The following is a 25,138-nucleotide window of genomic DNA, read 5'->3' as shown; positions in this document are numbered from 1 at the left end:
GAACCAGAGTTAACCAACCCCCCTCCACCTCGATTGCGCATCAGTCGAGGCAGAAGGGTTTTTTCTTTGGCCGGCGATCTATGTCTGGCTATCGCCTTCGTCATCCGGATCATCGGTGTTCGGCTCGTCGGTCATCGAGTCATCATCTTCGGCGCTGCCACCCTGATTCATATCCCCCGGCTCCGACTCGGATTTGGCCAGCATCAGCCCGCTATGCCCGACCTGCCCATTGAACGCCTGAGATTCGTGATCCTCGCATTCGGCCCAGGCCGTTGCAGTGCCGAGGGACAGCATCACCATCACTTTCAACAACATCAAAACCCGTAGCAATCTGCTTTTCATGGCCGACTCCATCCTGTTGCGCTAAGACATGCTTGCCGGACTGGCTTCGTGTGAAATCTAGTTGCGATCCGACCGGCTCACCACTTAGGACGCGACCGCGCAGGCAGAAATGCCATCGACCGCCAGATTGCTTTCGAATAACCCCGATAACCGAATCAGCTAAGCGCCGCGCGTGGCCTGCCAGGTCAGTGGAATGGAGATCAGCACCAGCAGCGCGCTCATCAACCAGACACTGTGCCCGCCAAACTGGCCATACAGCTGACTGCTGAGCACCGGCGACAACAGCGCGCTGGCACTCCAGCTCATGAAGAACAGCCCGAAGTACTGACCGCTCTTGCCGCTCTGCGCAAAGTGCATCGCCAGCACATTCAGTGGCGGCATGAACAGCGCCTCGCCCAGCGTCCAGATCAGCGTCGACAGACAGACAAAAGCCAAGCCGGAACCGAACGGCAACATGCCCAGCCCACAGGCCAGCAACAAGCTGCCCGCGAGCATCTGCCAACGCGAGCCCCAACGCTCGACCGCGTGCGATAGCGGGATTTGTAAAGCGATCACCAACAGCGCATTGAGCCCGAACTGCCAGCCGATCGCCTCTGTGCTCAGGTGGTAGTAATCACGCAGATAATTGCCCAGCGTGCTGTAGACCGTGTCGAACGCGATGCCGAGCACGGCCGTCGCCGCCAGCAACCAGAGGAACGGCTTGTCGCGAAGCGGCACGCTCGAGCCATCGGCGGATTCGTCTCCAACCACCAGCACCGGCCGCCGCCACGTTGTGCGCACGAACCACAGCAACGCCAGCATCGTCATCGCCGCACTGGCAAAAAACACCCAACGAAAATCCGCTTGCGCCAACACCCCACCCGCCACCCCGGCAGCGGCCATGCCCAGATTACGCGCGACCCGACTCAGGGCCTGCGCACGCGAGCGTTGCGCGACTTCGCAATACTCCATGATCAGCCGCTGATGCAACGTCCGAATCGCCCCATCGATGACACCGCTAAGCAATAGCAAACCGGCGAGCCAAGGCACCTGCTTCACCAGCCCCAACAGCATCAGCACCCACACCGAAACGAAAAACAGCGCCGCCGTCAGCCGCGCCGTGCGCACATGATCACTGAGCAAGCCACCGAGCATCGAACCGACCAGCAACCCAGCGCCATAGGCCGACAGCAACCAGCCGACGGTTTCAATCGCCAGCCCCAGTTCCTGACGCAGGTACAGCGCCATGAACAACTTGACCATGGCGCTGAGGCGGTTGATGAACAACAGAGCCGCGAGGACCCAGGCCATGGGGGTGAAATAGCCGTTGGGGCGCAGGAGTTGGGTCAGTCCTTTGAGCATGTAACGTCCGATGGGCGCGAGGGTTTGATGAACAGTAGACGGCTTGGATTGGAATGTCGTGGGGGTGAGGTCAGCGGAAGTAAAAGCAGAGTATGGCTACGACGTAGAGGGAAAACGCCTTACGGAAAAATCGCCGCGCCCGGATTCAACTTGATTTTTCACGCGGCGTTAAAGATCAAAAGCCCCTCACCCTAACCCTCTCCCGGAGGGAGAGGGGACTGACCGGGTCGCTTGGGCAAGGTACGCCGACCTGAAATACCGAGCCGAACTCGGGATTTGAACAGATCATCAATCGGCCCCCTCTCCCTCGGGAGAGGGCTGGGCGGGCGGCGTTCCGATGAGGGGCGAATCCAACACAGATCCAAAGCAGACCACACGCTTCTCACCACTCAAAACAATGAGCGCAAGCTCGAGTGCCTTTGATCTTGCTTTTGATCCACGGGCGACGTCGGAAGGCTGAGTGGAGGGATTGATCCGGGCGTGGGAGCGCAGCGACCGTTCGACGAGTCGAACACAGCGGAAGGAGGTGCAGCGAAGCAAACCGGAGCCGCTGCGCCCGGATCGATCCCGGAGCGAAGGAACCCGAGCCTGCGAGGGCCGAACGCAGGAGCAAGCGTTTTTTGCTTACTTTTTTAGGCGCTTGTAAAAAAGTAAGTCGCCGTAAGGGCGAAACCGCCAGCCGCAGCCCCCGCAGCAACGGATATTCACCCAAAACCCCAACAGCCTGGTCGGCCCAACGGCCGCCAAGACCAAAACCGGCAGCCCATAAAAAAGCCCCCAAGGCCTACACCTCAGGGGCTTTCAGAAAAACACCTCAAACCTTAATGATGCTCCCGCGTCGCGCGGAATTTCACATCCGGCCAGCGCTCTTCCATCAACGCCAGATTCACCCGCGTCGGCGCCAGGTAAGTCAGGTGACCACCGCCATCGAGCGCGAGATTCTCCACCGCCTTGTTGGAAAACTCCTCAAGCTTCTTCTTGTCGTCGCACTCGATCCAGCGCGCCGAATACACAGTGATCGGCTCATACGAGCACTCGACCTTGTATTCCTCTTTCAAACGGCTGGCGACCACATCGAACTGCAGCACACCGACGGCACCAAGAATGATGTCGTTGCTGCGCTCCGGGAAGAACACCTGCGTCGCGCCCTCTTCCGCCAACTGCTGCAGGCCCTGACGCAACTGCTTGGACTTCAGCGGATCACGCAGACGCACGCGACGGAACAGTTCCGGGGCGAAGTGCGGAATACCGGTGAAACCAAGGACTTCGCCTTCGCTGAAGGTGTCGCCGATCTGGATCGTGCCGTGGTTGTGCAGACCGATGATGTCGCCGGCGTAGGCCTCTTCCAGTTGCTCACGCTCGGAAGAGAAGAACGTCAGGGCGTCGCCGATGCGCACGTCCTTGCCGGTGCGCACGTGGCGCATCTTCATGCCTTTTTCGTACTTGCCGGAGCAGATACGCATGAAGGCGATGCGGTCGCGGTGTTTCGGGTCCATGTTCGCCTGGATCTTGAAGATGAAGCCCGAGAACTTCTCTTCCACCGGCTCGACGGTACGCTCATTGGCCACACGGGCCAGCGGACGCGGCGCCCAATCGACGACAGCATCGAGCACGTGGTCGACACCGAAGTTGCCCAATGCGGTACCGAAGAACACCGGGGTCAGTTGGCCGTCGAGGAATTCCTGCTGGTTGAATTCGTGACAGGCGCCCTGCACCAGTTCCAACTGCTCGATGAAACGATCGTACTCGTCGCCCAGATGCGCGCGCGCCTCGTCGGAGTCGAGTTTCTCGATGATCTTGGTTTCGGTGCGTTCGTGACCGTGACCGGCGGTGTAGACAATGATGTAGTCGTCGGCCAGGTGATACACGCCCTTGAAATCGCGGTAGCAACCGATCGGCCAGGTGATCGGCGCAGCCTTGATCTTCAGGACTGCTTCGATTTCGTCGAGCAGTTCGATCGGGTCGCGAATGTCACGGTCGAGTTTGTTGATGAAGCTGACGATCGGCGTGTCACGCAGACGGCAGACGTCCATCAGCGCAATGGTCCGTGGCTCTACGCCCTTACCGCCGTCGAGCACCATCAATGCCGAGTCCACCGCTGTCAGGGTGCGGTAGGTGTCTTCGGAGAAGTCTTCGTGGCCCGGGGTGTCGAGCAGGTTGATCATGTGTTCGCGATAGGGGAACTGCATGACCGACGTGGTAATGGAAATACCCCGCTGCTTCTCCATCTCCATCCAGTCGGATGTCGCATGGCGATCGGATTTGCGGGATTTCACCGTACCGGCCACTGCAATCGCCTTGCCCATCAACAGGAGCTTTTCGGTGATTGTGGTTTTACCGGCATCGGGGTGGGAAATAATGGCGAAAGTGCGGCGTTTCGCGACTTCGGCGGCCTGTTGGGTCATGGGAAATCGCCTGGCGGTGATTCAAAAAAGGGCCGCGATTATAGCCCAACTCGCCGCAATAACCGAACCGTTGAGCACATTAAGGGTGGCCAAATGCTGCCGCAGATGGGAACCTTTTAAAGCACGGAGACGTCCATCCCCTGTTACGAACTTTCGTCAGGGGCTGAAAAATCAGCAAGTTAGCCTGACGAGGCTGCGCTCATGGCTCGCTTTCAGACCGCTTTGCCGGCTCTGAAAAACGGCTACTTTTCGCGAACGACGCTCCCGGCAGCCAAGGCTTGGCATGCCACACGGGACTGCGCTCGCCGACTACAAAAAAAGGAGTCCGCCTGTGGCTATCCGCTATGGCAAAGGGCTGATGGGAGGTGCGGTGGTGATCGCGCTCCTGGCCCTGCTGGTCCACTGGATCGGCATCAACACGATCGAACACTACCGCGACGATTTGTTGTTTTACCTGCAAGCTCATCTGATTCTCGTCCTCGCTTCCATGCTGGCCGCCCTTGTCGTGGGCATTCCCGCCGGTATCTTCCTCAGCCGCCCGAGCATGGTCGGCCGCGCCGAACGCTTCATGCAAATCTTCAATATCGGCAATACCGTGCCACCGCTGGCCGTGCTCGCGATTGCGCTGGGCATCCTCGGCATCGGCAGTGGCCCGGCGATCTTCGCGCTGTTCCTCGCCTCGCTGTTGCCGATCGTGCGCAACACCTATGAAGGCCTGAAAAATGTTCAGGGCTCGCTGAAAGAAGCCGCTGTCGGCATCGGCATGACGCCGCGCCAAGTACTGTGGAAAGTCGAATTGCCCAACGCCGTGCCGATCATCGTCGGTGGCGTGCGTGTCGCACTGGCGATCAACGTCGGCACTGCGCCGCTGGCGTTCCTGATCGGCGCCAACAGCCTCGGCAGCCTGATCTTCCCTGGCATCGCCCTGAACAATCAGCCACAACTGCTGCTCGGCGCCGCGTGCACCGCGCTGTTGGCGCTGTTGCTCGATGGCGTGGTCACCCTCGCCAGCCGCCTATGGCTGGAACGCGGTCTGCGCCCGTCTTAAGGCTTTGCGAAGGAATATTTATGAAACGACTTAGCTTGATCTTAGGCTGCGTCCTGCTGTTCGCAGGAATCGCGCAAGCCGCTGAAAAACCGGTCATCCGCCTCGGCGCCCGGGTCTTCACCGAGCAGACCCTGCTCGCCGAAATCACCGCGCAATACCTGCGCAGCAAAGGCTACGACGCGCAAATCACCGGCGGTCTGGGCAGCAACCTCGCGCGCAGCGCCCACGAAAGTGGCCAATTGGACCTGCTCTGGGAATACACCGGCGTGTCGCTGGTGGCCTATAACCACGTCACTGAAAAACTCGACAGCGCGCAGTCCTACGCCCGGGTCAGAGAGCTCGACGCGAAGAAAGGCCTGATCTGGCTGACGCCGTCGAAATTCAGCAACACCTACGCCCTCGCTCTGCCGAAAAAAATCGCCGAGCAATATCCGCAGATCGGCAACATCAGCCAGCTCAACGAAGTGCTGCGCGCCGAGGCCAAGACCAACCACTTGGTGGCGCTGGACACCGAGTTCGCCAACCGCTCCGACGGTCTCGACGGCATGGTCAAGCTCTACGACATGAACCTGACCCGCAAGAACATCCGCCAGATGGACGCCGGCCTGGTCTACACCGCGCTGCGTAACGGTCAGGTGTTTGCCGGTCTGGTCTACACCACCGATGGCCGCCTCAACGCCTTCGGCCTGAAATTGCTGGAGGACGACAAGCATTACTTCCCCGACTACACCGCAGCTCCCGTGGTGCGTCAGGCCACGCTGGACGCCAATCCGAAACTGGCCGAACAACTCAAGCCGCTGGCCGAACTGTTCGACGACGAAACCATGCGCCAGCTCAACGCGCGAGTCGACGTCGACCACGAGAGCCCTTCGTCCGTTGCCGCCGATTTCCTGCGCCAGCATCCACTGAATTAAGAGAGGAGAAGTCATGGAATTTCTGAACGCCTTTTCCCATCTCGACTGGCAGCAGGTAATGCACCTGACCTGGCAGCACATCACTCTGGTAGGCATCGCCGTGACCCTGGCGATCGTCATCGGCGTGCCGCTGGGCATCCTGATGACACGCTTCCCCACCCTCGCCGGCCCGCTGCAGGCCAGTGCCACGGTGCTGCTGACCGTGCCGTCGATCGCCCTGTTCGGTCTGCTGCTGCCGTTCTATTCCAAGTTCGGCCAGGGCCTGGGGCCGCTGCCGGCGATCACCGCCGTGTTCCTTTATTCGCTGCTGCCGATCATGCGCAACACCTACCTCGCCCTGACCGGCGTTGAACCGGGCATCCGCGAAGCCGCGCGCGGCATCGGCATGACCTTCGGCCAGCGCCTGCGCATGGTCGAACTGCCGATTGCGGTGCCAGTGATCCTCGCTGGCGTGCGCACCGCCGTGGTGATGAACATCGGCGTGATGACCATCGCCGCGACCATCGGCGCCGGCGGCCTCGGTGTGTTGATCCTCGCCTCCATCAGCCGCAGTGACATGTCGATGCTTATCGTCGGCGCGCTGCTGGTCAGTCTTCTGGCGATTTTCGCCGATCTCGTTTTGCAGTGGCTGCAACGCTCGCTGACTCCAAAAGGACTCCTGAAATGATCGAACTTCAAAACCTCAGCAAAACTTTCCAAAGCAACGGCAAAGATGTCAAAGCCGTGGACTCGGTAAGCCTGACCGTCAATGAAGGCGAGATCTGCGTGTTCCTCGGGCCATCGGGTTGCGGCAAAAGCACCACGCTGAAAATGATCAACCGCCTGATCAAACCGACCTCGGGCAAGATCCTCATCAACGGTGAAGACACCACCGATCTCGACGAGGTGACCCTGCGCCGCAACATCGGCTATGTGATCCAGCAGATCGGTCTGTTCCCGAACATGACCATTGAAGAGAACATCGTCGTGGTGCCGAAACTGCTCGGCTGGGACAAACAGAAATGCCACGACCGCGCCCGCGAACTGATGAGCATGATCAAGCTTGAGCCCAAGCAGTATCTGCATCGCTACCCGCGTGAACTGTCCGGTGGTCAGCAACAGCGTATCGGCGTGATCCGCGCCTTGGCCGCTGATGCGCCGCTGCTGTTGATGGACGAGCCGTTTGGCGCGGTCGACCCGATCAACCGCGAGATGATCCAGAACGAATTCTTCGAAATGCAGCGCGCGCTGAACAAGACCGTGATCATGGTCAGCCACGACATCGACGAAGCGATCAAGCTGGGCGACAAGATCGCCATTTTCCGCGCCGGCAAACTGCTGCAGATCGACCACCCGGACACCCTGCTCGCGCATCCGGCGGATGATTTCGTCAGCAATTTCGTCGGTCAGGACAGCACGCTCAAACGCCTGCTGTTGGTGAAAGCCGAAGACGCGGCGGACAACGCGCCGTCGGTCAGCCCGGAAACGCCAGTGGCCGATGCGCTGGAATTGATGGACGAGCACGACCGTCGCTACGTGGTGGTTACCTGCGCCGAGAACAAGGCGCTGGGTTACGTGCGCCGTCGCGACCTGCATCGCCAGACCGGCACCTGCGCGCAATTCCTGCGCGAGTTCAACGCCACCGCAGCGTACGACGAACACCTGCGCATCCTGTTGTCGCGCATGTACGAGTTCAACCGCGCCTGGCTGCCGGTGATGGATGCCGAACGGGTATTCCTCGGTGAAGTGACGCAGGAGTCGATTGCGGCATACCTGAGCTCGGGACGTTCGCGCGGAATGAAGACCAGTATCGTCTCGCCGGCTGAGACCGTGGTCGCCTAAACCATCTACGCGGTTGAAACCCGATCCCTGTGGGAGCGAGCCTGCTCGCGAAAGCGCAATATCAGTCGACGCTGATGGCGGCTGTGAAAATGCCTTCGCGAGCAGGCTCGCTCCCACAGGATCTACGCAATTTTGTTGATCTTCACTGGGTGACAAAGAATCTCAACAGCCTCTCCTGCAAGAGCGTCGTCAATTCAGCTTCTTCAAGGTCCAAATCCCCCTTCAAAAGACTCTCTCGCTGCCAACGTCGCCGATGTTGCCGCTATCACACTTACCTGTGATCTAGCCGACAAAAGCCACGAACGTGCAGATATGTTTAACACTCGAAAATTCGCCGGGAACATCTGCCCGTCATCTCGGTCGGGTAGAAGGAGTGATGAACGCAACGCACGTCAGAAGCGTGCAAAAACGCGACATTTTTAGTTGATCTCGCGCCCCTCACGCCCTAAAGTTCGCGCCGAACGTCCATGCTGGAAACGATCCATCCGGCTCAAGTACTGACGACGAGACAGCAAGGCCAAGGGACATTTGGTCCAGATCGTTTGAGAGCGTAGCGAGCGCAGACAAGACAAGGCGGGAAGAGGCGAGGAAGCGGAGTTTACTGGTTGTAAATGAGCATTCCGAGCCTCTTCCCAACGCAGGATTGTCAAGCGCAGTAGCTCTCAAGCGATCTGGATGGCCTTTTTGCTTTCGGCGGCAATGCCTTGGGAAGTAGGCGAACCAAAGTGGGGATACGGAGGGCGTTCATGCACCCATTGTTTTTACGAGTTTGCCCATAGGAGCACCCAGCATGTCGATCCAGGTCGAAGACTATTTCGCGCGCGCTACATTCGACAAAATGAAGGCGTTCGCCGACAAACAGGAAACCCCGTTCGTGGTGATCGACACCGCGATGATCGCCCAGGCCTACGATGACCTGCGCGCCGGTTTCGAATTCGCCAAGGTCTACTACGCGGTCAAGGCCAACCCGGCCGTCGAGATCATCGACCTGCTCAAAGACAAGGGTTCGAGCTTCGATATCGCCTCGATCTACGAGCTGGACAAAGTCATGGATCGCGGCGTCAGCCCGGACCGTATCAGCTACGGCAACACCATCAAGAAATCCAAGGACATCCGCTACTTCTATGAGAAGGGCGTGCGTCTGTTCTCCACCGACTCGGAAGCCGACCTGCGCAACATCGCCAAGGCTGCACCGGGTTCGAAAGTCTATGTGCGCATCCTCACTGAAGGCTCGACCACTGCTGACTGGCCGCTGTCGCGCAAGTTCGGCTGCCAGACCGACATGGCCATGGACTTGCTGATCCTCGCTCGCGACCTCGGTCTGGTGCCGTACGGCATCTCGTTCCACGTCGGCTCGCAACAGCGCGACATCAGTGTCTGGGACGCGGCGATCGCCAAGGTCAAAGTGATCTTCGAACGCCTGAAAGAAGAAGACGGCATTCACCTGAAGCTGATCAACATGGGCGGCGGCTTCCCGGCCAACTACATCACCCGCACCAACAGCCTGGAAACCTACGCCGAAGAGATTATTCGCTTCCTCAAGGAAGATTTCGGTGACGACCTGCCGGAAATCATCCTCGAGCCGGGCCGTTCGCTGATTGCCAACGCCGGTATCCTGGTCAGCGAAGTGGTACTGGTTGCGCGCAAATCGCGCACTGCTGTCGAGCGTTGGGTGTATACCGATGTGGGCAAGTTCTCCGGCCTGATCGAAACCATGGACGAAGCGATCAAGTTCCCGATCTGGACCGAGAAGAAAGGCGAGATGGAAGAAGTCGTGATCGCCGGCCCGACCTGCGACAGCGCCGACATCATGTATGAGAACTACAAGTATGGCCTGCCGCTGAACCTGGCGATTGGTGATCGTTTGTACTGGTTGTCGACCGGTGCGTACACCACCAGCTACAGCGCGGTCGAGTTCAATGGCTTCCCGCCGCTGAAGTCGTTTTACGTTTAAGAGGCAGCGGCAAGTTTCGAGCTGCAAGCTGCAAGTGAAAAGCCCATGACGTGTCATGGGCTTTTTTGTGTCTGTGCGTTCGACTTGAAGTTTTGCGGGGTACTTGAAACCGAGGCCCCTCACCCCAGCCCTCTCCCAAGGGAGAGGGAGCCGACCGAGGTGTAGCGCATCATGCACCGACCAGAAGGATCGAGTCGATTATGGATTCGGCAAAGCACTTTCAGGTCGGCGTACCTCTTAAACATCCCCCAATCAGTCCCCTCTCCCTCCGGGAGAGGGTTAGGGTGAGGGCTTGCGAATTCAGACGCGCTGCAATTCTGCATAGCGAAGCGAGAACCGAGCAGCCATCCCCTGGATTTTTGGATCTGTAGCACTTAACAGCGTTTCACTCGCCACCCGCAGGAAATTCAGATTGCCCCCGGCCAAGGCTTTCTCAAGCCAAACAACCGCTTCATCAATCCGCCCCTCATCCGCTAAAACTGCAGCGAAACTGAACTGCCCACGAAAATCCCCTCCCTCAGCCGAACGCCGATACCAGTCACGCGCCGCCAGCGGATCCGCCGGACACACCTGCCCTTCCTCCAGATAGCGCCCCAGCAGATTCATCGATTTCGCGTGACCCAACTCAGCCGCGCGCCGATACAACGCCAGCGCATGCTGATGATCAACCGTCACCCCGCGCCCGGTGGCCAGTAGATTGGCCAGGTTGTACATCGCCCAGTCCAGCCCCGCCTCGGCAGCGATTCGATAATGCTGCGCCGCGACCGAGGCATCCGCCGCACAACCCCAACCATGCTCATGACAACGCCCGAGCATGTTGCGCGCCATCAGATGCCCGCGACCGGCGGCGATGCCGAACCAGCGCAATGCAAGCGGTTGATCCTGCGCGATGCCCTGACCGTCCAGCAGGATCTGCCCAAGCAGCGCCTGCGCTTCAACCTCGCCCTCGCCCGCCGCCAGCAAAATCGCCTGCGCAGCGCGGGCCGGGCTTTCTTCAAGCATTGCCGCCAACCCGGCTGCATCGAGAACTTCCTCGCGGCGCAACTGGAAACTCATACCTCGACCCAGCGCCGCAGCAAGTTGTGATAAGTGCCAGTGAGGCGGATCAGCGAAGGGTGATCGGGAACGTCCTGGGTCAGCTGCTGAATCGCCCCGTCCATTTCGAACAGCAACGCGCGCTGGCTGTCTTCGCGCACCAGGCTTTGCGTCCAGAAAAACGAGGCATAACGCGCACCACGTGTGACCGCATTGACCTTGTGCAAACTGGTGCCCGGATACAACACCATGTCGCCGGCCGGCAGCTTCACGCGCTGGGTGCCGTAGGTGTCCTGAATCTCCAGCTCGCCGCCGTCGTAATCTTCCGGCTCGCTGAAAAACAGCGTAGCCGACAAATCGGTGCGCACCCGCTCGATGCTGCCCTTGGGCTGGCGCACGGCGTTGTCGATGTGAAAATCGAAACTGCCGCCGGCCGTGTAGCAGTTCACTAGCGGTGGGAAGACTTTGTGCGGCAGTGCGGCAGACATGAACAGCGGATTCTTCCACAGCCGCTCGAGCATCGCCGCGCCGATTTCCTTGGCCAGCGGGTGGCCTTCGGGCAGTTGCAGATTGTGCTTGGCCTTGGCCGACTGGAAGCCGGCGGTGATCTTGCCGTCGGCCCAATCCGCTTGCTCCAGTGCCTGGCGGATGCGCTGCACTTCATCTTTTGCGAACAGCCCGGGAATGTGCAGCAGCATGGCGATGTCACCTGATGGCAAGAAGGCGGCAATGGTATTGATTCTTATTGACCGTGTAAAACCCGCAAGACGAATGAACGGGCAGAAACCGTAAGGGCAAATTGTAAAGAATGTAAATTCAATGCGAATAACAATGTTTCGCAATTGATACGAATACCTGTTTACCCTATATTCCGCCGCCTCAAATCCTTGGGGAGGGGAATAAAAATGGCACGTCAACACGCACAATTACCGGTCAGTTCACCACGTCTGCTCGCCTCGGCAATCGGTGTCGCAATCACCGCCGGCTCGGCTGGGCAGATGGTCTTCGCGGCGGAAAAAACCGAGAGCAAAACTTCCGGCAACGCCATTGCCCTGGATGCCACCGCCATCACTGGTGAAGCCCAGGACTCGACCTCCTATCAGGTCGAAAAAGCCTCCTCGCCCAAGTACACCGCACCGCTGGTCGACACGCCGCGCTCGGTCACCGTCATCCCGCAGCAAGTGCTCAAGGACACCGGCGCGCTGAATATGCAGGACGCCCTGCGTACCGTGCCGGGCATTACCTTCGGTGCCGGTGAAGGCGGCAACCCGCAGGGCGACCGTCCATTCATTCGCGGCTTCGATGCTCAGGGTGACACTTACCTGGACGGCGTGCGCGACACCGGTTCGCAGAGCCGCGAAATCTTCGCCGTGGAAAACATCGAAGTCAGCAAAGGCCCGAACTCGGCGATTGGCGGTCGCGGCGCCGCCGGCGGCAGCATCAACCTGGTGAGCAAGAAAGCCCATCTGGGCAACTCGTTCGACGGCGGCTTCACCTACGGCTCCGACCAGACCCAGCGCTACACCCTCGACGGCAACTATCAGTTCAGCGACAGCGCTGCCGGCCGTCTCAACCTGATGAGCCACGAGAGCAACGTCGCCGGTCGCGACAAGGTCGATTACGACCGTTGGGGCATCGCGCCGTCGCTGGCCTTCGGCCTGGGCACCGATACCCGTGTAAACCTCGACTACTACCATCTGGAAAGCAACGACACCCCGGACTCGGGCATCCCGTACACCATCCCAACCGGTGGTTCGGCCGCACGCACCAAGTCCAATCCGGACAAGCCGTACGCCGGTGGCGATCACGACAACTTCTATGGTCTGGATCGTGACTTCCGCAAGGGCCGCACCGACACCGCGACCTTCGCCATCGAGCACGACCTCAATGATGCGCTGACCATCAAGAACACCCTGCGCCACGGCAGCAGCATGCAGGATTACATCCTCACCCAGCCGGACGACAGCAAGGGCAACGTCAACAACGGCAGCGTCTGGCGTCGGGCCAACACGCGGGTGAGCAACACCGAAACCACCACCAACCAGACCGACCTGTTCGGCACCTTCTACGTGGCCGGTTTCAAGAACAGCTTCTCCACCGGTGTTGAATACACCCGTGAGCAGAGCGAGAAATCCTCGTACAACGTCAACACCGACACCACGCCGCGTACGACCAATGTGCCTTCCAGCAGCAACTGCACACCGGCGATGATTGGCGCTTCGAGCGGTTACAACTGCACCTCGCTGTCGAACCCGAACCCGAACGATCCGTGGAACGGCGCGATCTCGCGTAACTACGCCGGTACCGACACCCAGGCCGACACCTACGCGCTCTACGTGTTCGACACGCTGGAGTTGTCCGAGCAATGGCTGGTGAACATGGGCCTGCGCTACGACCACTTCGACACCGACTACAAGACCTACAACGCCGCAGGCACCACCACCTCCAAGGGTGATGACACCAGCGAATTCGTCACCGGCCAGTTCGGCGTGGTCTACAAGCCGGCGGAAAACGGCAGCATCTATGCCTCTTATGCGACCTCGGCGACACCGCCGGGGAACACCTTGGGCGAAGGTCAGGAAGGCAACCCGCTGGGCGGCACACCGGATCGCAGCGGCAACCTGCTGAGCAGCGACATGGAGCCGGAAACCACCAAGAACTACGAGATCGGCACCAAGTGGGATCTGCTCAATGATCGCCTGTCGCTGACCGCCGACATCTTCCGCACCGAGAAGGAAAACGCTCGCGTGCAAGTCGATACCAGTTCCTACGAGAACGCCGGCAAGACCCGCGTGCAAGGCTTCGAACTGTCGGCCAGCGGCAAGATCACCGACAAATGGCAAGTCTTCGCCGGTTACGCCTTCATGGACAGCGAACAGGTTGATGGCGGCCCGCTGGGTCGCGCCAACGACGGCAACGATCTGCCGAACACACCGAAAAACAGCGCCAGCCTGTGGACCACGTACCAGGTCACGCCAAAGCTGACGATCGGTGGTGGCGCGTTCTACGTCGACGACGTCTACGGCAGTGTCGCCAACACCACGATGGTCGATTCGTACGTGCGTTACGACGCGATGGCGGCCTACAAGCTGACCAAGAACGTCGACCTGCAACTCAACGTGCAGAACCTGACCGACGAAACCTATTACGACAAAGCCTTCTCGACCCACTTCGCCAATCAGGCGGCGGGACGCACGGCGCTGTTGAGCACCAATTTCCACTTCTGACCAATGTGAATACCTGTGGGAGCGAGCCTGCTCGCGAAGGCAATCTTTCAGCAACATTGATGCTGACTGACACACCGCTTTCGCGAGCAGGCTCGCTCCCACAGGGAATGCGCCGCGAGGCTCGGCCCCGTTCATTCAGTTGAACGGGGCTTTCGTGTGTTACGCAAAACGCTTCTTGATAACCCACGGCATAATGCGCGCCGTGATGACAATTTCCGAACGGACGGCGAGTGACGTGTTGAAGAAAACCCTGTTCCAGTTGCACTGGTTTTTTGGCATCACCGCAGGGCTGGTGCTGGCTCTGATGGGCATCACCGGCGCGGCCTATTCGTTTCAGGACGAGATCCTGCGCGCGCTCAATCCGTCCGTTCTGCAGGTGGAAAAACAGGTCGCCGGCGTGCTGCCGCCAGTGGAACTGGTGGAACGCATCGAAGCCGCGTCCGGCAAGAAAGTCGCGATGCTCTGGGTCGAGACCGACAGTGGTCACGCCGCACGGGTGTTCTTCACCCCGCCCAAGGGCGAACGACGTGGCGAAATGCGCTACTTCGACCCGTACACCGCCGAGTTCAAGGGCGATGCCACCGGCCAGGACTTCTTCGGCCTGATGTTGCAACTGCACCGTTTTCTCGCCATGGGCGACACCGGGCGCAACATCACCGGCGCCTGCACCTTGATGCTGTTGTTCTTCTGCCTCTCCGGCCTGTATCTGCGCTGGCCACGCCAGTGGAACAGCTGGCGCGTGTGGTTGACCCTGGACTGGAAAAAGAAGGGCCGCGCGTTCAATTGGGATCTGCACTCGGTGGCCGGTACCTGGTGCCTTTTGGTCTATCTGCTGCTGGCGTTGACCGGCTTGTCATGGTCGTACGAGTGGTACAACAAGGGCCTGACCCGACTGCTTTCCGACGCGCCGCAAAACGAACGCGTGCGCGGCGGTCGCGGCCCGGCGCCGGAAGGCCCGGCACCGACCGCCGACTACGCAGCGATGTGGAGCAGCATCTACAGCGCTGCCGGCCCGGGTCTGGCCGCGTACAACATTCGCATGCCGGCGGTGGCCGGCCAGCCGGCGACGGTGTTCTACCTGCTCGACAGCTCGCCCCATGACCGCGCGCTGAACCAGATCACCCTCGACCCGGCCACCGGCGTGGTCAAACGCGTCGACCGCTATGCCGACAAAAGCTTCAAGGCCCAACTGCTGACCAGCATTTATGCGCTGCACGTGGGCAGCTATTTCGGCCTTGTCGGGCGCATCATCGTGACGATCGCGGCGGTGTGCATGCCGCTGTTTTTCATCACTGGCTGGCTGCTGTATCTGGACCGTCGGCGCAAGAAAAAGCAGATCAAGGATGCCCGCCAAGGCCTCGCGCAACCGTCCGCCGAGGCTTCGGCCTGGCTGATCGGTTTCGCCAGTCAAAGTGGTTTCGCCGAACAATTGGCGTGGCAGACCGCCGGGCAATTGCAGACCGCCGGGCTGCCGGTCAACGTGCAGCCGCTGGCCAATCTGAGCGAACAGGATCTGCGTGAGTCGAACAACGCATTGTTCGTGGTCAGCACCTTCGGCGACGGCGAAGCACCGGACAGCGCCCGTGGTTTCGAGCGCAAAGTGCTGGCCAAGGCCTCGACACTCGACAGCCTCAACTACGCCGTGCTCGGCCTCGGCGATCGGCAGTACGCGCACTTCTGTGGCTTCGCCAAACGCTTGCATCAATGGCTCGGCGAGCACGGCGGCAAGACGCTGTTCGCCCCGGTGGAGGTCGACAGCGCCGATCCCTACGCGCTGCGTCACTGGCAAACGCAACTCGGCCAGCTCACCGGACAGGCGCCGAGCGAAACCTGGCAAGCACCCAGCTACGACAACTGGACGCTGGTCCGTCGCGAACTGATGAACCCCGACAGCAGCGGCGCGCCGGTCTATCTGCTCGGCCTCAAAGCCCCGGACACCCGCAGCTGGCTGGCCGGTGACCTGGTCGAAGTGCTGCCACGCAATTGCCCGTGGGCGATCGAACATTTCCTCGACGGCCTCGGCATCCGTGGCGAAACACCGGTGAAGGTCAACGGCATCGACGAACCACTGGAAGTGGCCCTCGCCTCACGCCAACTGCCCGAACACCGCGCGCATCTGGTCGGCCTGCATGCGCAGTCGCTGGTCGACGCGATGGTGCCGCTGGCCATGCGCGAGTACTCCATTGCCTCGATTGCCGCTGACGGCGTGCTGGAGCTGATCGTGCGTCAGGAACAGCACAGCGACGGCAGCCTCGGCATAGGCTCCGGCTGGCTCACCGAGCATGCGCCTGTGGGCGGCAGTATCAGCTTGCGCGTGCGGCGCAACAGCGGTTTCCATCTGCCGAACGAGCCCGTGCCGATGATCCTGCTGGGCAACGGCACAGGCCTCGCCGGCCTGCGCAGTTTGCTCAAGGCACGCATTGCCGATGGTCAGCAACGGCAGTGGCTGCTGTTCGGCGAGCGCAACCTCGAGCACGACTTCCTGTGCCGCGCCGAGCTGGAGGAATGGCTGGTCAATGGCGATCTGGCGCGGCTGGATCTGGCGTTTTCGCGGGATCAGGCTGAGAAGGTTTATGTGCAGGATCGCTTGCGTGAGTCGGCGGATGAACTGAAGAAGTGGTTGGCTGGTGGTGCCGTCATTTATATCTGCGGCAGCCTTCAAGGGATGGCCTCAGGCGTAGACCAGGCGCTCAACGATATCCTCGGCAGCGCCGAAGTCGAACGCCTGATCGAACAGGGCCGCTACCGCCGGGATGTTTACTAACGCCTGCGAAAAGCCCCTCACCCTAGCCCTCTCCCTCTGGGAGAGGGCTGGGCGGGCGGCGTTCCGATGAGGGAAATGGGCTACTGTTAAATCTCCACTCAACTTCACAAGGACCGTGAAGCCATGCCAAGCCGCCCTACCCTCGCCCAATTCGCCCGCCACTTGCGCACCGACCAGACAGATTGCGAACACCTGCTCTGGCAGCGCCTGCGTTCCCGGCAGATAGCCAACCTGAAATTTCGCCGACAGTTTCCATGTCCGCCGTTTGTGCTGGATTTCTATTGTGTGGAGTTGAGATTGGCGATTGAGCTGGATGGTGGCCAGCATTATGAGACGGCCGGGGTGGTTCACGATCGGCGCCGGTCGAACTTCCTGTCTCAACAAGGCATCGACGTTGTGCGATTCAGCAATCTTGAGGTGCTTCAGCAGATGGATGATGTGTTGGAGCAGATCATCAGAATTGCGGCAGAGCGGAAAATGCCCTCACCCTAGCCCTCTCCCAGAGGGAGAGGGGACTGATTGGGGGATGCTCGAGATCGACGCCGACCTGAGCGTTCTTCACTGAATCCAAAGCCATAATCACCTAGGTCTTCCAGGTCGATGCATGACGCAAGACACCTCGGTCGGCCCTCTCCCTCCCAGAGGGCGAGGTGACTGATTGGGTGATGCTTGAAATCGACGCCGACCTGAGCGTTCTTCACTGAATCCAAAGCCACAATCACCTCGGTCTTCCAGGTCGATGCATGACGCAAGACACCTCGGTCGGCCCTCTCCCTCCCAGAGGGAGAGGTGACTGATTGGGTGATGCTTGAAATCGACGCCGACCTGAGCATTCTTCACTGAATCCAAAGCCACAATCACCTCGGTCTTCCAGGTCGATGCATGAAGCAAGACACCTCGGTCGGCTCCCTCTCCCTCCGGGAGAGGGGTGGGGTGAGGGGCTTTTGATCCAGCGTGATTAAACAGGCTGCAACTTCTGCTCAAACACTGCTACCCCATCCAGATCCCGCAACACCACACTCATCTCCCCGCTCTGCCCTTCGATATTCACCTCGCCAAAAAACTGAAACCCGGCAAACGGCGAGGTGTTCTGTGCGGGCGGTGCTTTCTCGAACACCACCTCTGGGCCAAACGTCTTGTCCAGTGGGTTCGGCCCGAAACTGCCGGCGTTCAACGGTCCGGCGACAAATTCCCAGAACGGTTCGAAATCCTGAAACGCCGCGCGGTCCGGATGATAGTGATGCGCCGCGCAGTAGTGCACGTCCGCCGTCAGAAACACGAAATTGCGCACCTGCTGCGCACGTAAAAATCCGAGCAGCTCGGCGATTTCCAGCTCTCGCCCCTGCGCCGGGCCGGGGTCGCCGTTGGCCACGGCTTCCCAACGCGCAACGCCCGCACTGACCTCGCCGTCCGGCACGCCAAGGCCGATGGGCATGTCGGCGGCGATGACTTTCCACTGCGCCGTCGATGCCTGCAATTCACGCTTGAGCCAGTCCAGCTGCTCGCGGCCGAGAAACGGTTTTGCCGCGCCCAGGTTGTCGTCGTTGGCTTCGCGATAGCTGCGCATATCCAGCACGAATACGTCGAGCATCGGCCCGTAACTGAGCTTGCGATAAATGCGCCCGCCGCCGTCCGCCGCTTGCAAACGCATCGGCGCATATTCCAGCCACGCCTGCCGCGCGCGGCCGACCAGCTTGTGGATATCTTTCTCCTGATAGCGTTCATCCAGCTGCTTGCCCGGCGACCAGTTGTTGACCACTTCGTGGTCGTCCCACTGCCAGATCTGCGGCACCTCGGCGTTGAAGCGGCGGATGTTTTCGTCCATCAGGTTGTAGCGATAGTTGCCGCGATAATCGTCAAGGGTCTGCGCGACTTTGCTTTTGGCTTCAGTGGTGACATTGCGCCAGATGCGCCCGCTTTCTGTGGTCAGTTGCGCGGGCACCGGGCCGTCGGCGTAGATGGTGTCGCCGCTGTGAATAAAGAAGTCCGGCAGGCGCAGGCGCATGGCTTCGTAGATGCGCATGCCGCCGATGTCCGGGTTGATCCCGAAGCCTTGGCCGACGGTGTCACCGCTCCAGACAAAACGGATGTCGCGTTTTGTCGTTGGCACGCTGCGCAGATGGCCGAACCACGGTTCGCTGGCGACGCCGCTCTGGGCATCTTCGAAGTGCACGCGATAGAAAATCGCCTGGTTGGCCGGCAGGCCGGTGAGTTCGACGCGGGCGGTGAAATCGCTGCGCGCATCGGCCAGTGGCGAGACGAATTTGCGCGGGTTGCCGAACAGGCTGCCGGTGTCCCACTCCACCACCATGCGCGCCGGGCGATCGCTGCGGCTCCAGATCATCGCGCGGTCGCCGAGCAGGTCGCCGGACTGCACGCCGTCGGTGAGCTGCGGACGATCCTTGACCGAGGCAATCACCGCCGGCGCCAGCCCCGGCAGCAACAGCCCGGCGCCAACCGCTTGCATGACGCGACGCCGACCGAGATTGAAATCGCTCATGGTGTTCTCCCTGCAAAAGGGAAAACTTAAGCACGGGTGTATGAATCCGCTATGACAATGCAGACTCCCACAGGGATTTGGTGTTGTCGGTCAGGCCTTGGCGGGCTCCAGCGGTAGCTCGACAGCCTCAGGCCGTTTGAGCAGCGCATACACCACCGCCGTGACCAGGCTCCCCGCGACAATCGCCAGCAGATACAGCAGCGCATGGTTGATCGCATTGGGGATCGCCAGCACGAACAAGCCACCGTGCGGCGCCATCAGTTTGCAGCCGAAGTACATCGACAAGGCACCGGTCAGCGCGCCGCCAGCGATGCTCGCCGGAATCACCCGCAGCGGATCTTTCGCGGCAAACGGAATCGCCCCTTCCGAGATAAAGCACAGGCCCAGCACGAACGCTGCTTTGCCGGCCTCGCGCTCGGTCTGCGCGAACTTGCGCCGGGCAATGAAGGTGGCGATGCCCAAGCCAATCGGCGGCACCATGCCGGCGGCCATGGTCGCGGCCATCGGTGCGTAACTCTGCGAGGCCAGCAGCCCCACCGAAAACGCATAGGCAGCCTTGTTGATCGGCCCGCCGAGGTCGACGCACATCATGCCGCCGAGCAGCACGCCGAGCAGAATTGCGTTGGTGGTGCCCATGCTGTCGAGGAACTGGGTGAGCGCGGCGAGCATGCCGGCGACCGGTTTGCCGACCACGTAAATCATCACCAGGCCGGTCACCAGACTGGCCAGCAACGGGATGATCAGAATCGGCTTCAGCGCTTCCAGGCTCTGCGGCAACTTCACATAGCGGGCGATGGCTTTGGCGGCGTAACCGGCAATGAAACCGGCAATGATCCCGCCGATGAATCCGGCGCCCAGAGTGCCTGCGAGCAAACCGCCGATCATCCCCGGCGCAAGGCCCGGGCGATCGGCGATCGAGTAGGCGATGTAACCGGCGAGTAACGGCACCATCAGCTTGAACGCGGTGTCGCCGCCGATCTGCATCAGCGCCGCCGCCAGCGTGCCTTCTTCCTTGTACGCGGTGATGCCGAACACGAACGACAATGCGATCAGCAAACCACCCGCCACCACCATTGGCAGCATGTACGACACACCCGTGAGCAGGTGCTTGTAGACGCCGGTTTTCTCGGACTTGGCCGGGGCCTTGCCGTCGCTTGCCGCACTTTCGACAGCGCCTTCGGCCAAGGCTTTTTTCAAAGTCGCTTCAGACTGCTTCAGCGCAACGCCCGTGCCGCAGCGATAGATTTTCTTGCCAGCGAAACGCTCGGTAGCGACGTCGATATCCGCCGCCAGCAGTACCACGTCAGCCTCGGCGATGGCCGTTGCGCTGAGCGGGGTTTTCGCGCCGACCGAGCCTTGGGTTTCGACCTGCAATTCATAGCCCAGACGCTTGGCGGTCTGCTGCAACGCTTCGGCGGCCATGAAGGTGTGGGCGACGCCGGTCGGGCAGGCCGTGATGGCGACGATGCGCGGCGCACGTGGCGCGTCAATCGCCGGTTCGACTGCGCTGGCCACGTAGACTTCGGCTTCTTCAGCACCGCGACGCAGTACCGCTTCGACATCCTGCAGCGCCTGCGCCGGAGCGATCTGGAACACGCGCTTGCCGACGAAGCGACTCATGTCCACCGCGCCAGTGGTGACCAGCAACACCCACTCGGCGGCTTCGATGGTCGCCGCCGACAATTCGCGTTCCGGGTGCGCCGGATCGACCACTTCAACGCTGGTGCTCCAGCCCTGGCGCTGCGCCGCTGCATCGAGCAGGCGCGCGCACAGCACACTGGTGACCATGCCGTTCGGGCAAGCCGTAACAATGGCTAACTTCATGACAAACCCTCTTATTGTTCTGTCAGGGGGCGCACGCGCACGCCCTGTTCGAGCTGCGCCAGTTGCGCAGCGTCGTTGATGCCAAAACCGATCTGGGTCACCGCCATCGCCGCGATCGCGGTAGCGGTGCGCAGGGTTTGCTCCGGCGTATCAGCACTGAGCAAACCGTGGAGCATGCCAGCCAGCAAGGAATCGCCGGCACCGACCGTGCTGGCCACGCTGACTTTCGGCGGCGAGGCATGCAGGGCCGAGCCGACACTGAACCAGTTGACCCCGTCAGCGCCGTGAGAGATCACCACGTGCTCGATGCCTTGCGCATGCAAACGTGCGGCCGCTTGTGCTTCGGCGATCGGCGACACCACTTCGCAGCCGAGGGCGTGGGCCAATTCTTCGGTGTTCGGTTTGATCAGCCAGGGGCTGGCCTGCAACGCGGCGCGCAAAGCCTCACCGCTGGAATCAAGGGCGACTTTCAAGCCGAGCGCGTTCAGCCGTTCAATCAGCTCGCGCAACCATTGCGCAGTGACGCCACGCGGCAGACTGCCGGCGACCACCACCGCATCGTGCCCCGGTGCGATCTGCAGCAAGCGATCAAGCAAGGCTTGCTGCGCCGTTGCATCGACCACCGGGCCGGGGCCGTTGATGTCGGTGATGCGTCCGTCCTGTTCGGCGACCTTGATGTTGCTGCGCGTCTCGCCCGGCACGCGGATGAACGCGTCGATAAAACCGCGTTTGGCGAACAGGGTTTCGAACGCTTGCAGATTGTCTTCGCCGAGAAAGCCGCTGACCGTGACCTGATGGCCGAGATCCGCCAGCACTTGGGCGACGTTGACGCCTTTGCCCGCAGCGTGGGTGTGCATCTCCTCGCTGCGATTGACCTGACCGGCATCCAGCCGTGACAGCTCGACGGTGAGGTCGAGTGCCGGATTGAGGGTCAGGGTGAGAATCTTGGCCATTACAGGGCCTCCACTAATGCGCGTACTTCATTCGCGCTGCCCACGGCCAGGGCCTGTTGAGCGAGGGTTTGCGCCTGGGGCAGGCTGAGTTCACGGATGCGCGCCTTGACTTCGGCAATGCTGCGCCCGGAGACGCTGAGCTCGTCGACACCGAGGCCAACCAGCACCGGCACCGCCAGCGGATCCGCCGCCAGCTCGCCGCAGACACCCACCCATTTGCCATGGGCATGGGCGGCACGCACGGTGATGTCGATCAGTTGCAGGACCGCCGGGTGCAAGCCGTCCGCTTGTGCAGACAGCGTCGGATGACCACGGTCGATGGCCAGGGTGTATTGGGTCAGGTCGTTGGTGCCGACGCTGAAGAAGTCGACTTCCTTGGCCAGTACCGGCGCAAGCAATGCGGCGGACGGCACCTCGATCATGATCCCCAGTTGCAGGTCGGCGACTGGAATTTCCAGACGCAGGCGTTCGGTCATGTCACGGGCCTGGCGCCACTCTTCGACGCTGCCGACCATCGGGAACATGATTCGCAATGGGCGATTGTCGGCCGAGCGCAGCAAGGCGCGCAGTTGCGCTTCCATGATCTGCGGCCGCTGCAGGGTCAGGCGAATGCCGCGCACGCCGAGGAACGGGTTTTCTTCCTTGGCGATCGGCCAATACGGCAGCGGTTTGTCGCCGCCGACGTCCAGCGTGCGCACCACCAGCGGCCGTCCGGCCAGACCATCGAGGACGCGACGGTATTCGGCTTCCTGGGTTGCCTCGTCCGGTGCCTGCGGGTGGGCCATGAAAATCAGTTCGGTGCGCAGCAGACCAATGCCTTCAGCGCCCTGCTCCACCGCGCTGGTCACCCCAGCGCTTTCGCCGATGTTGGCGAACACTTCTACGGCGTGGCCGTCAGTGGTGTGCGCTGGTTGATGGCGCTGTTCGGCGGCGATCTTCAGGCGTTGCTCGCGGGTGTCTCGTTCTTCGGCGGCACGCTTGAGGGTCGCGGCATCGGCGTCGACATGCAGACGGCCACGCTGACCGTCGAGCAACAGCGGCGTGCCCGGCTCGAGCAACAGAACCGCCGCACCCGCGCCGACCAGCGCTGGAATACCGAGGGCACGGGCGACGATGGCGCTGTGCGCGGTAGCGCCGCCGCGCGCGGTGAGAATCCCCGCAACCCGCGCAGGATCCAGACGCGCGACATCGGACGGGCCGACTTCGTCCATCACCAGAATGTACGGTTGCTCAGGTTCGTTCGCGGTCTGCACGCCACATAGCTGCGCCAGCACGCGACGGCCGATGTCGCGCAGATCGGCGGCACGCTCGGCGAGCAAAGCGTCCTGCAGCGATTCCTGCTGTTTGGCGGCGGCTTCGATCACTGCCATCCACGCCGCTTCGGCGCTTTCGCCTTGCTTGAGGCGGGTGTCGACTTCGTCGCTCAGATCCGGGTCGTCGAGCATTTCCTGGTGAGTGATGAAAATCTCGCGAATCGCCTTGGCCTTGCTGCGTTCGATCAAGCCTTGGATGTCGCGGCGCACGTCGCTCAGAGCTTGCTTGAGGCGCTCGCGCTCGATCGCGGCAGATTCGCCGCGCAACGGGTAATCGATGGCTTGCAACACCTGAATGTGCGCCGGGCCGATAGCGATGCCCGGTGCGGCAGGAATCGCCTGCAACAGGCTGCCGGAGGCCGGGGCGATCAGCACTTCGGCGATGTCGGCGATCACTTCGCGCTGCTGACTCACGGCCGGCAGCGGCTCGACTTCCTCACCGAGGCCTTCTTCAATCGCCGCGAGCAAGGCCGGCAAGGCATCGCTGGCGATGCTCGGTTCGGCAATCAGCTCCAGCACCTGACCGCGGCGGGCGCCGAGGCTGAGCAGTTTGCTCAGGCTTTTCACCGACACGGCGCTGTCCTGGCTGTCGACGATGCGCACGCGAATTTCGCCGTCAAAACTCTTCGCCAATTGCGCAAGAATCTTCGCTGGTCGTGCGTGCAGACCGTGGGCATTGGCCAGGGCAATACGTGCACTCGGCCAGTCGGCCGGCAGTTCACCGCCGAGCACTTCAAGGACTTTGCGGCTGCTGGTGGCGCGGCCCAGTTCGTGGCCGCGACCTTCGATCAGCAACGCGCACAAACGCTCGAGCAGCGCCTGATGCGCTTCGCCCAGACTCGCCAGGCAGAACAGTCCGCTGAGCGGCTGGCCGAGGTAGCGCATCGGTTTGTCCGGGGTGACGAACGCCAGTCCCGGACGCTTCACGGTCTGCTCGCTGTGCAGCCACCACAGGCCGTCGCCCAGTGGCAGCGCTTCAACCTGCTGCAACACGCCGGCAAAGCCGTTGCTCACACAATCGGCCTGACGCAGCAGACGGGCGCCGCGCCAGACCAGTTCTTCGAAATCGTCGGCCGACACGCCGAGGCCGATCATCTGCGCATCGAGCGCCAGTTCCTGCGGCGCGCCTTGCAGCAGCTTCAGCAGCGCTTCGGGCGAGCTGGCGCGACGCAGGGCCTGGCCCAGATCGGTCTCGCCGAGGGCGCGGGTCAGCAGTTGCAGCAGGCGCAGGTGTTCATCGGATTTCGCCGCGATGCCAATCGCCAGATAAACGGTCTGGCCATCGCCCCAATCGACGCCGTCGGGAAACTGCATCAGGCGCACGCCGGTGGCGAATACCTGATCGCGGGTTTCCGGCGTACCGTGGGGAATGGCGATGCCTTGACCGAGAAAGGTCGAGCCCTGGGCTTCCCGGGCCTGCAGGCCGGCGAGGTAGCCGTCGGCAACCAGACCATCGGCGACCAGATGACTGGCCAGCAATTGCAGGGCAGCGGGTTTATCCACGGCCGACTGGCCCATGGATATCTGCTCTATAGTGAGCTCGAGCATGCGATCTCCTTTTTGGCGCAGTTCAACGCCAGGTATTGTTTTGAATGGTTCACAGCTTAGGCGCTCTGCCGCGCTTTTCAGCGGCAGTTTTGGCGGTTTCACGGCAGGACCGGCCAAAGGCGTCTAAAACGTAGAAAATACGCTTGCTG

Annotated in this window: 17 protein-coding genes; 8 read left to right on the top strand and 9 right to left on the bottom strand. The window is 61.3% G+C overall.

Features of this window, described 5'->3' with window-relative positions; all coding sequences use genetic code 11:
* Positions 1-78 precede the first annotated feature (78 nt).
* The 3 genes from CKW30_RS06550 to CKW30_RS06540 form a co-directional block, all read right to left on the bottom strand.
* Entirely contained in the window at positions 79-342 is a 264-nt protein-coding gene (locus CKW30_RS06550) for a hypothetical protein (protein ID WP_095180365.1), read from the bottom strand.
* Between the two features lie 159 nt (positions 343-501).
* Positions 502-1,683 (bottom strand): MFS transporter, encoded by a 1,182-nt coding sequence (locus CKW30_RS06545; RefSeq protein WP_095180364.1) that lies wholly within the window; start codon positions 1,681-1,683, stop codon positions 502-504.
* Positions 1,684-2,504: 821 nt separating this feature from the next.
* Positions 2,505-4,088, bottom strand: a complete 1,584-nt coding sequence (locus CKW30_RS06540) for a peptide chain release factor 3 (protein ID WP_039759481.1) — start codon at positions 4,086-4,088, stop codon at positions 2,505-2,507.
* A 358-nt stretch (positions 4,089-4,446) separates the two neighbouring features.
* Between CKW30_RS06540 and CKW30_RS06535 the strand changes: the two genes are divergently transcribed.
* The 5 genes from CKW30_RS06535 (at position 4,447) to CKW30_RS06515 (ending at position 9,825) form a co-directional block, all read left to right on the top strand.
* Positions 4,447-5,136, top strand: a complete 690-nt coding sequence (locus CKW30_RS06535) for an ABC transporter permease (RefSeq protein ID WP_166554532.1) — start codon at positions 4,447-4,449, stop codon at positions 5,134-5,136.
* 20 nt (positions 5,137-5,156) lie between these two features.
* Positions 5,157-6,050, top strand: coding sequence for a glycine betaine ABC transporter substrate-binding protein (locus tag CKW30_RS06530; RefSeq protein ID WP_095180363.1), 894 nt, complete (start codon positions 5,157-5,159; stop codon positions 6,048-6,050).
* Between the two features lie 13 nt (positions 6,051-6,063).
* Positions 6,064-6,717, top strand: coding sequence for an ABC transporter permease (locus CKW30_RS06525; RefSeq protein ID WP_024011588.1), 654 nt, complete (start codon positions 6,064-6,066; stop codon positions 6,715-6,717).
* Positions 6,714-7,871, top strand: coding sequence for a betaine/proline/choline family ABC transporter ATP-binding protein (locus CKW30_RS06520; RefSeq protein WP_016771732.1), 1,158 nt, complete (start codon positions 6,714-6,716; stop codon positions 7,869-7,871). Before CKW30_RS06525 ends, CKW30_RS06520 begins: the two co-directional genes overlap by 4 nt.
* Positions 7,872-8,661: 790 nt before the next feature.
* Positions 8,662-9,825: a type III PLP-dependent enzyme gene (locus tag CKW30_RS06515; protein WP_016771733.1), complete on the top strand. Its 1,164-nt coding sequence runs from the start codon at positions 8,662-8,664 to the stop codon at positions 9,823-9,825.
* 300 nt (positions 9,826-10,125) lie between these two features.
* On the opposite strand, the gene CKW30_RS06510 is transcribed toward CKW30_RS06515, so the two are convergent.
* Together CKW30_RS06510 and CKW30_RS06505 are read right to left on the bottom strand one after the other, a co-directional pair.
* Positions 10,126-10,881, bottom strand: a complete 756-nt coding sequence (locus CKW30_RS06510; RefSeq protein WP_095180362.1) for a tetratricopeptide repeat protein — start codon at positions 10,879-10,881, stop codon at positions 10,126-10,128.
* Positions 10,878-11,558: a Fe2+-dependent dioxygenase gene (locus tag CKW30_RS06505; RefSeq protein WP_024011586.1), complete on the bottom strand. Its 681-nt coding sequence runs from the start codon at positions 11,556-11,558 to the stop codon at positions 10,878-10,880. Before CKW30_RS06505 ends, CKW30_RS06510 begins: the two co-directional genes overlap by 4 nt.
* A gap of 207 nt (positions 11,559-11,765) precedes the next feature.
* Here CKW30_RS06505 and CKW30_RS06500 point away from each other — a divergent pair, with 207 nt between their 5' ends.
* From CKW30_RS06500 to CKW30_RS06490, 3 genes are all read left to right on the top strand, one after another.
* Positions 11,766-14,087, top strand: coding sequence for a TonB-dependent siderophore receptor (locus CKW30_RS06500; RefSeq protein ID WP_095180361.1), 2,322 nt, complete (start codon positions 11,766-11,768; stop codon positions 14,085-14,087).
* A 235-nt stretch (positions 14,088-14,322) separates the two neighbouring features.
* Entirely contained in the window at positions 14,323-16,851 is a 2,529-nt protein-coding gene (locus CKW30_RS06495; RefSeq protein WP_095180860.1) for a sulfite reductase flavoprotein subunit alpha, read from the top strand.
* A 123-nt stretch (positions 16,852-16,974) separates the two neighbouring features.
* Positions 16,975-17,343 (top strand): endonuclease domain-containing protein, encoded by a 369-nt coding sequence (locus CKW30_RS06490; protein ID WP_095180360.1) that lies wholly within the window; start codon positions 16,975-16,977, stop codon positions 17,341-17,343.
* 466 nt (positions 17,344-17,809) lie between these two features.
* Here CKW30_RS06490 and CKW30_RS06485 read toward each other — a convergent pair whose 3' ends face one another.
* From CKW30_RS06485 to ptsP, 4 genes are all read right to left on the bottom strand, one after another.
* Positions 17,810-19,351, bottom strand: a complete 1,542-nt coding sequence (locus CKW30_RS06485) for an alkaline phosphatase (protein ID WP_095180359.1) — start codon at positions 19,349-19,351, stop codon at positions 17,810-17,812.
* A gap of 90 nt (positions 19,352-19,441) precedes the next feature.
* Positions 19,442-21,175, bottom strand: a complete 1,734-nt coding sequence (locus CKW30_RS06480; RefSeq protein ID WP_095180358.1) for a PTS fructose-like transporter subunit IIB — start codon at positions 21,173-21,175, stop codon at positions 19,442-19,444.
* A gap of 11 nt (positions 21,176-21,186) precedes the next feature.
* Positions 21,187-22,128, bottom strand: a complete 942-nt coding sequence (gene pfkB / locus CKW30_RS06475) for a 1-phosphofructokinase (RefSeq protein WP_095180357.1) — start codon at positions 22,126-22,128, stop codon at positions 21,187-21,189.
* Positions 22,128-24,989 (bottom strand): phosphoenolpyruvate--protein phosphotransferase, encoded by a 2,862-nt coding sequence (gene ptsP / locus CKW30_RS06470; RefSeq protein WP_095180356.1) that lies wholly within the window; start codon positions 24,987-24,989, stop codon positions 22,128-22,130. The genes pfkB and ptsP overlap by 1 nt, the downstream gene beginning before the upstream one ends.
* Positions 24,990-25,138: the final 149 nt, after the last annotated feature.

It is taken from the genome of Pseudomonas sp. Irchel 3F6, assembly GCF_900187595.1.
In the GTDB taxonomy this organism is placed as follows: Bacteria; Pseudomonadota; Gammaproteobacteria; order Pseudomonadales; family Pseudomonadaceae; genus Aquipseudomonas; species Aquipseudomonas siliginis.
The sequence above is the reverse complement of the archived record's forward strand: the minus strand, read 5'-3'. Positions and strand labels throughout refer to the sequence as shown.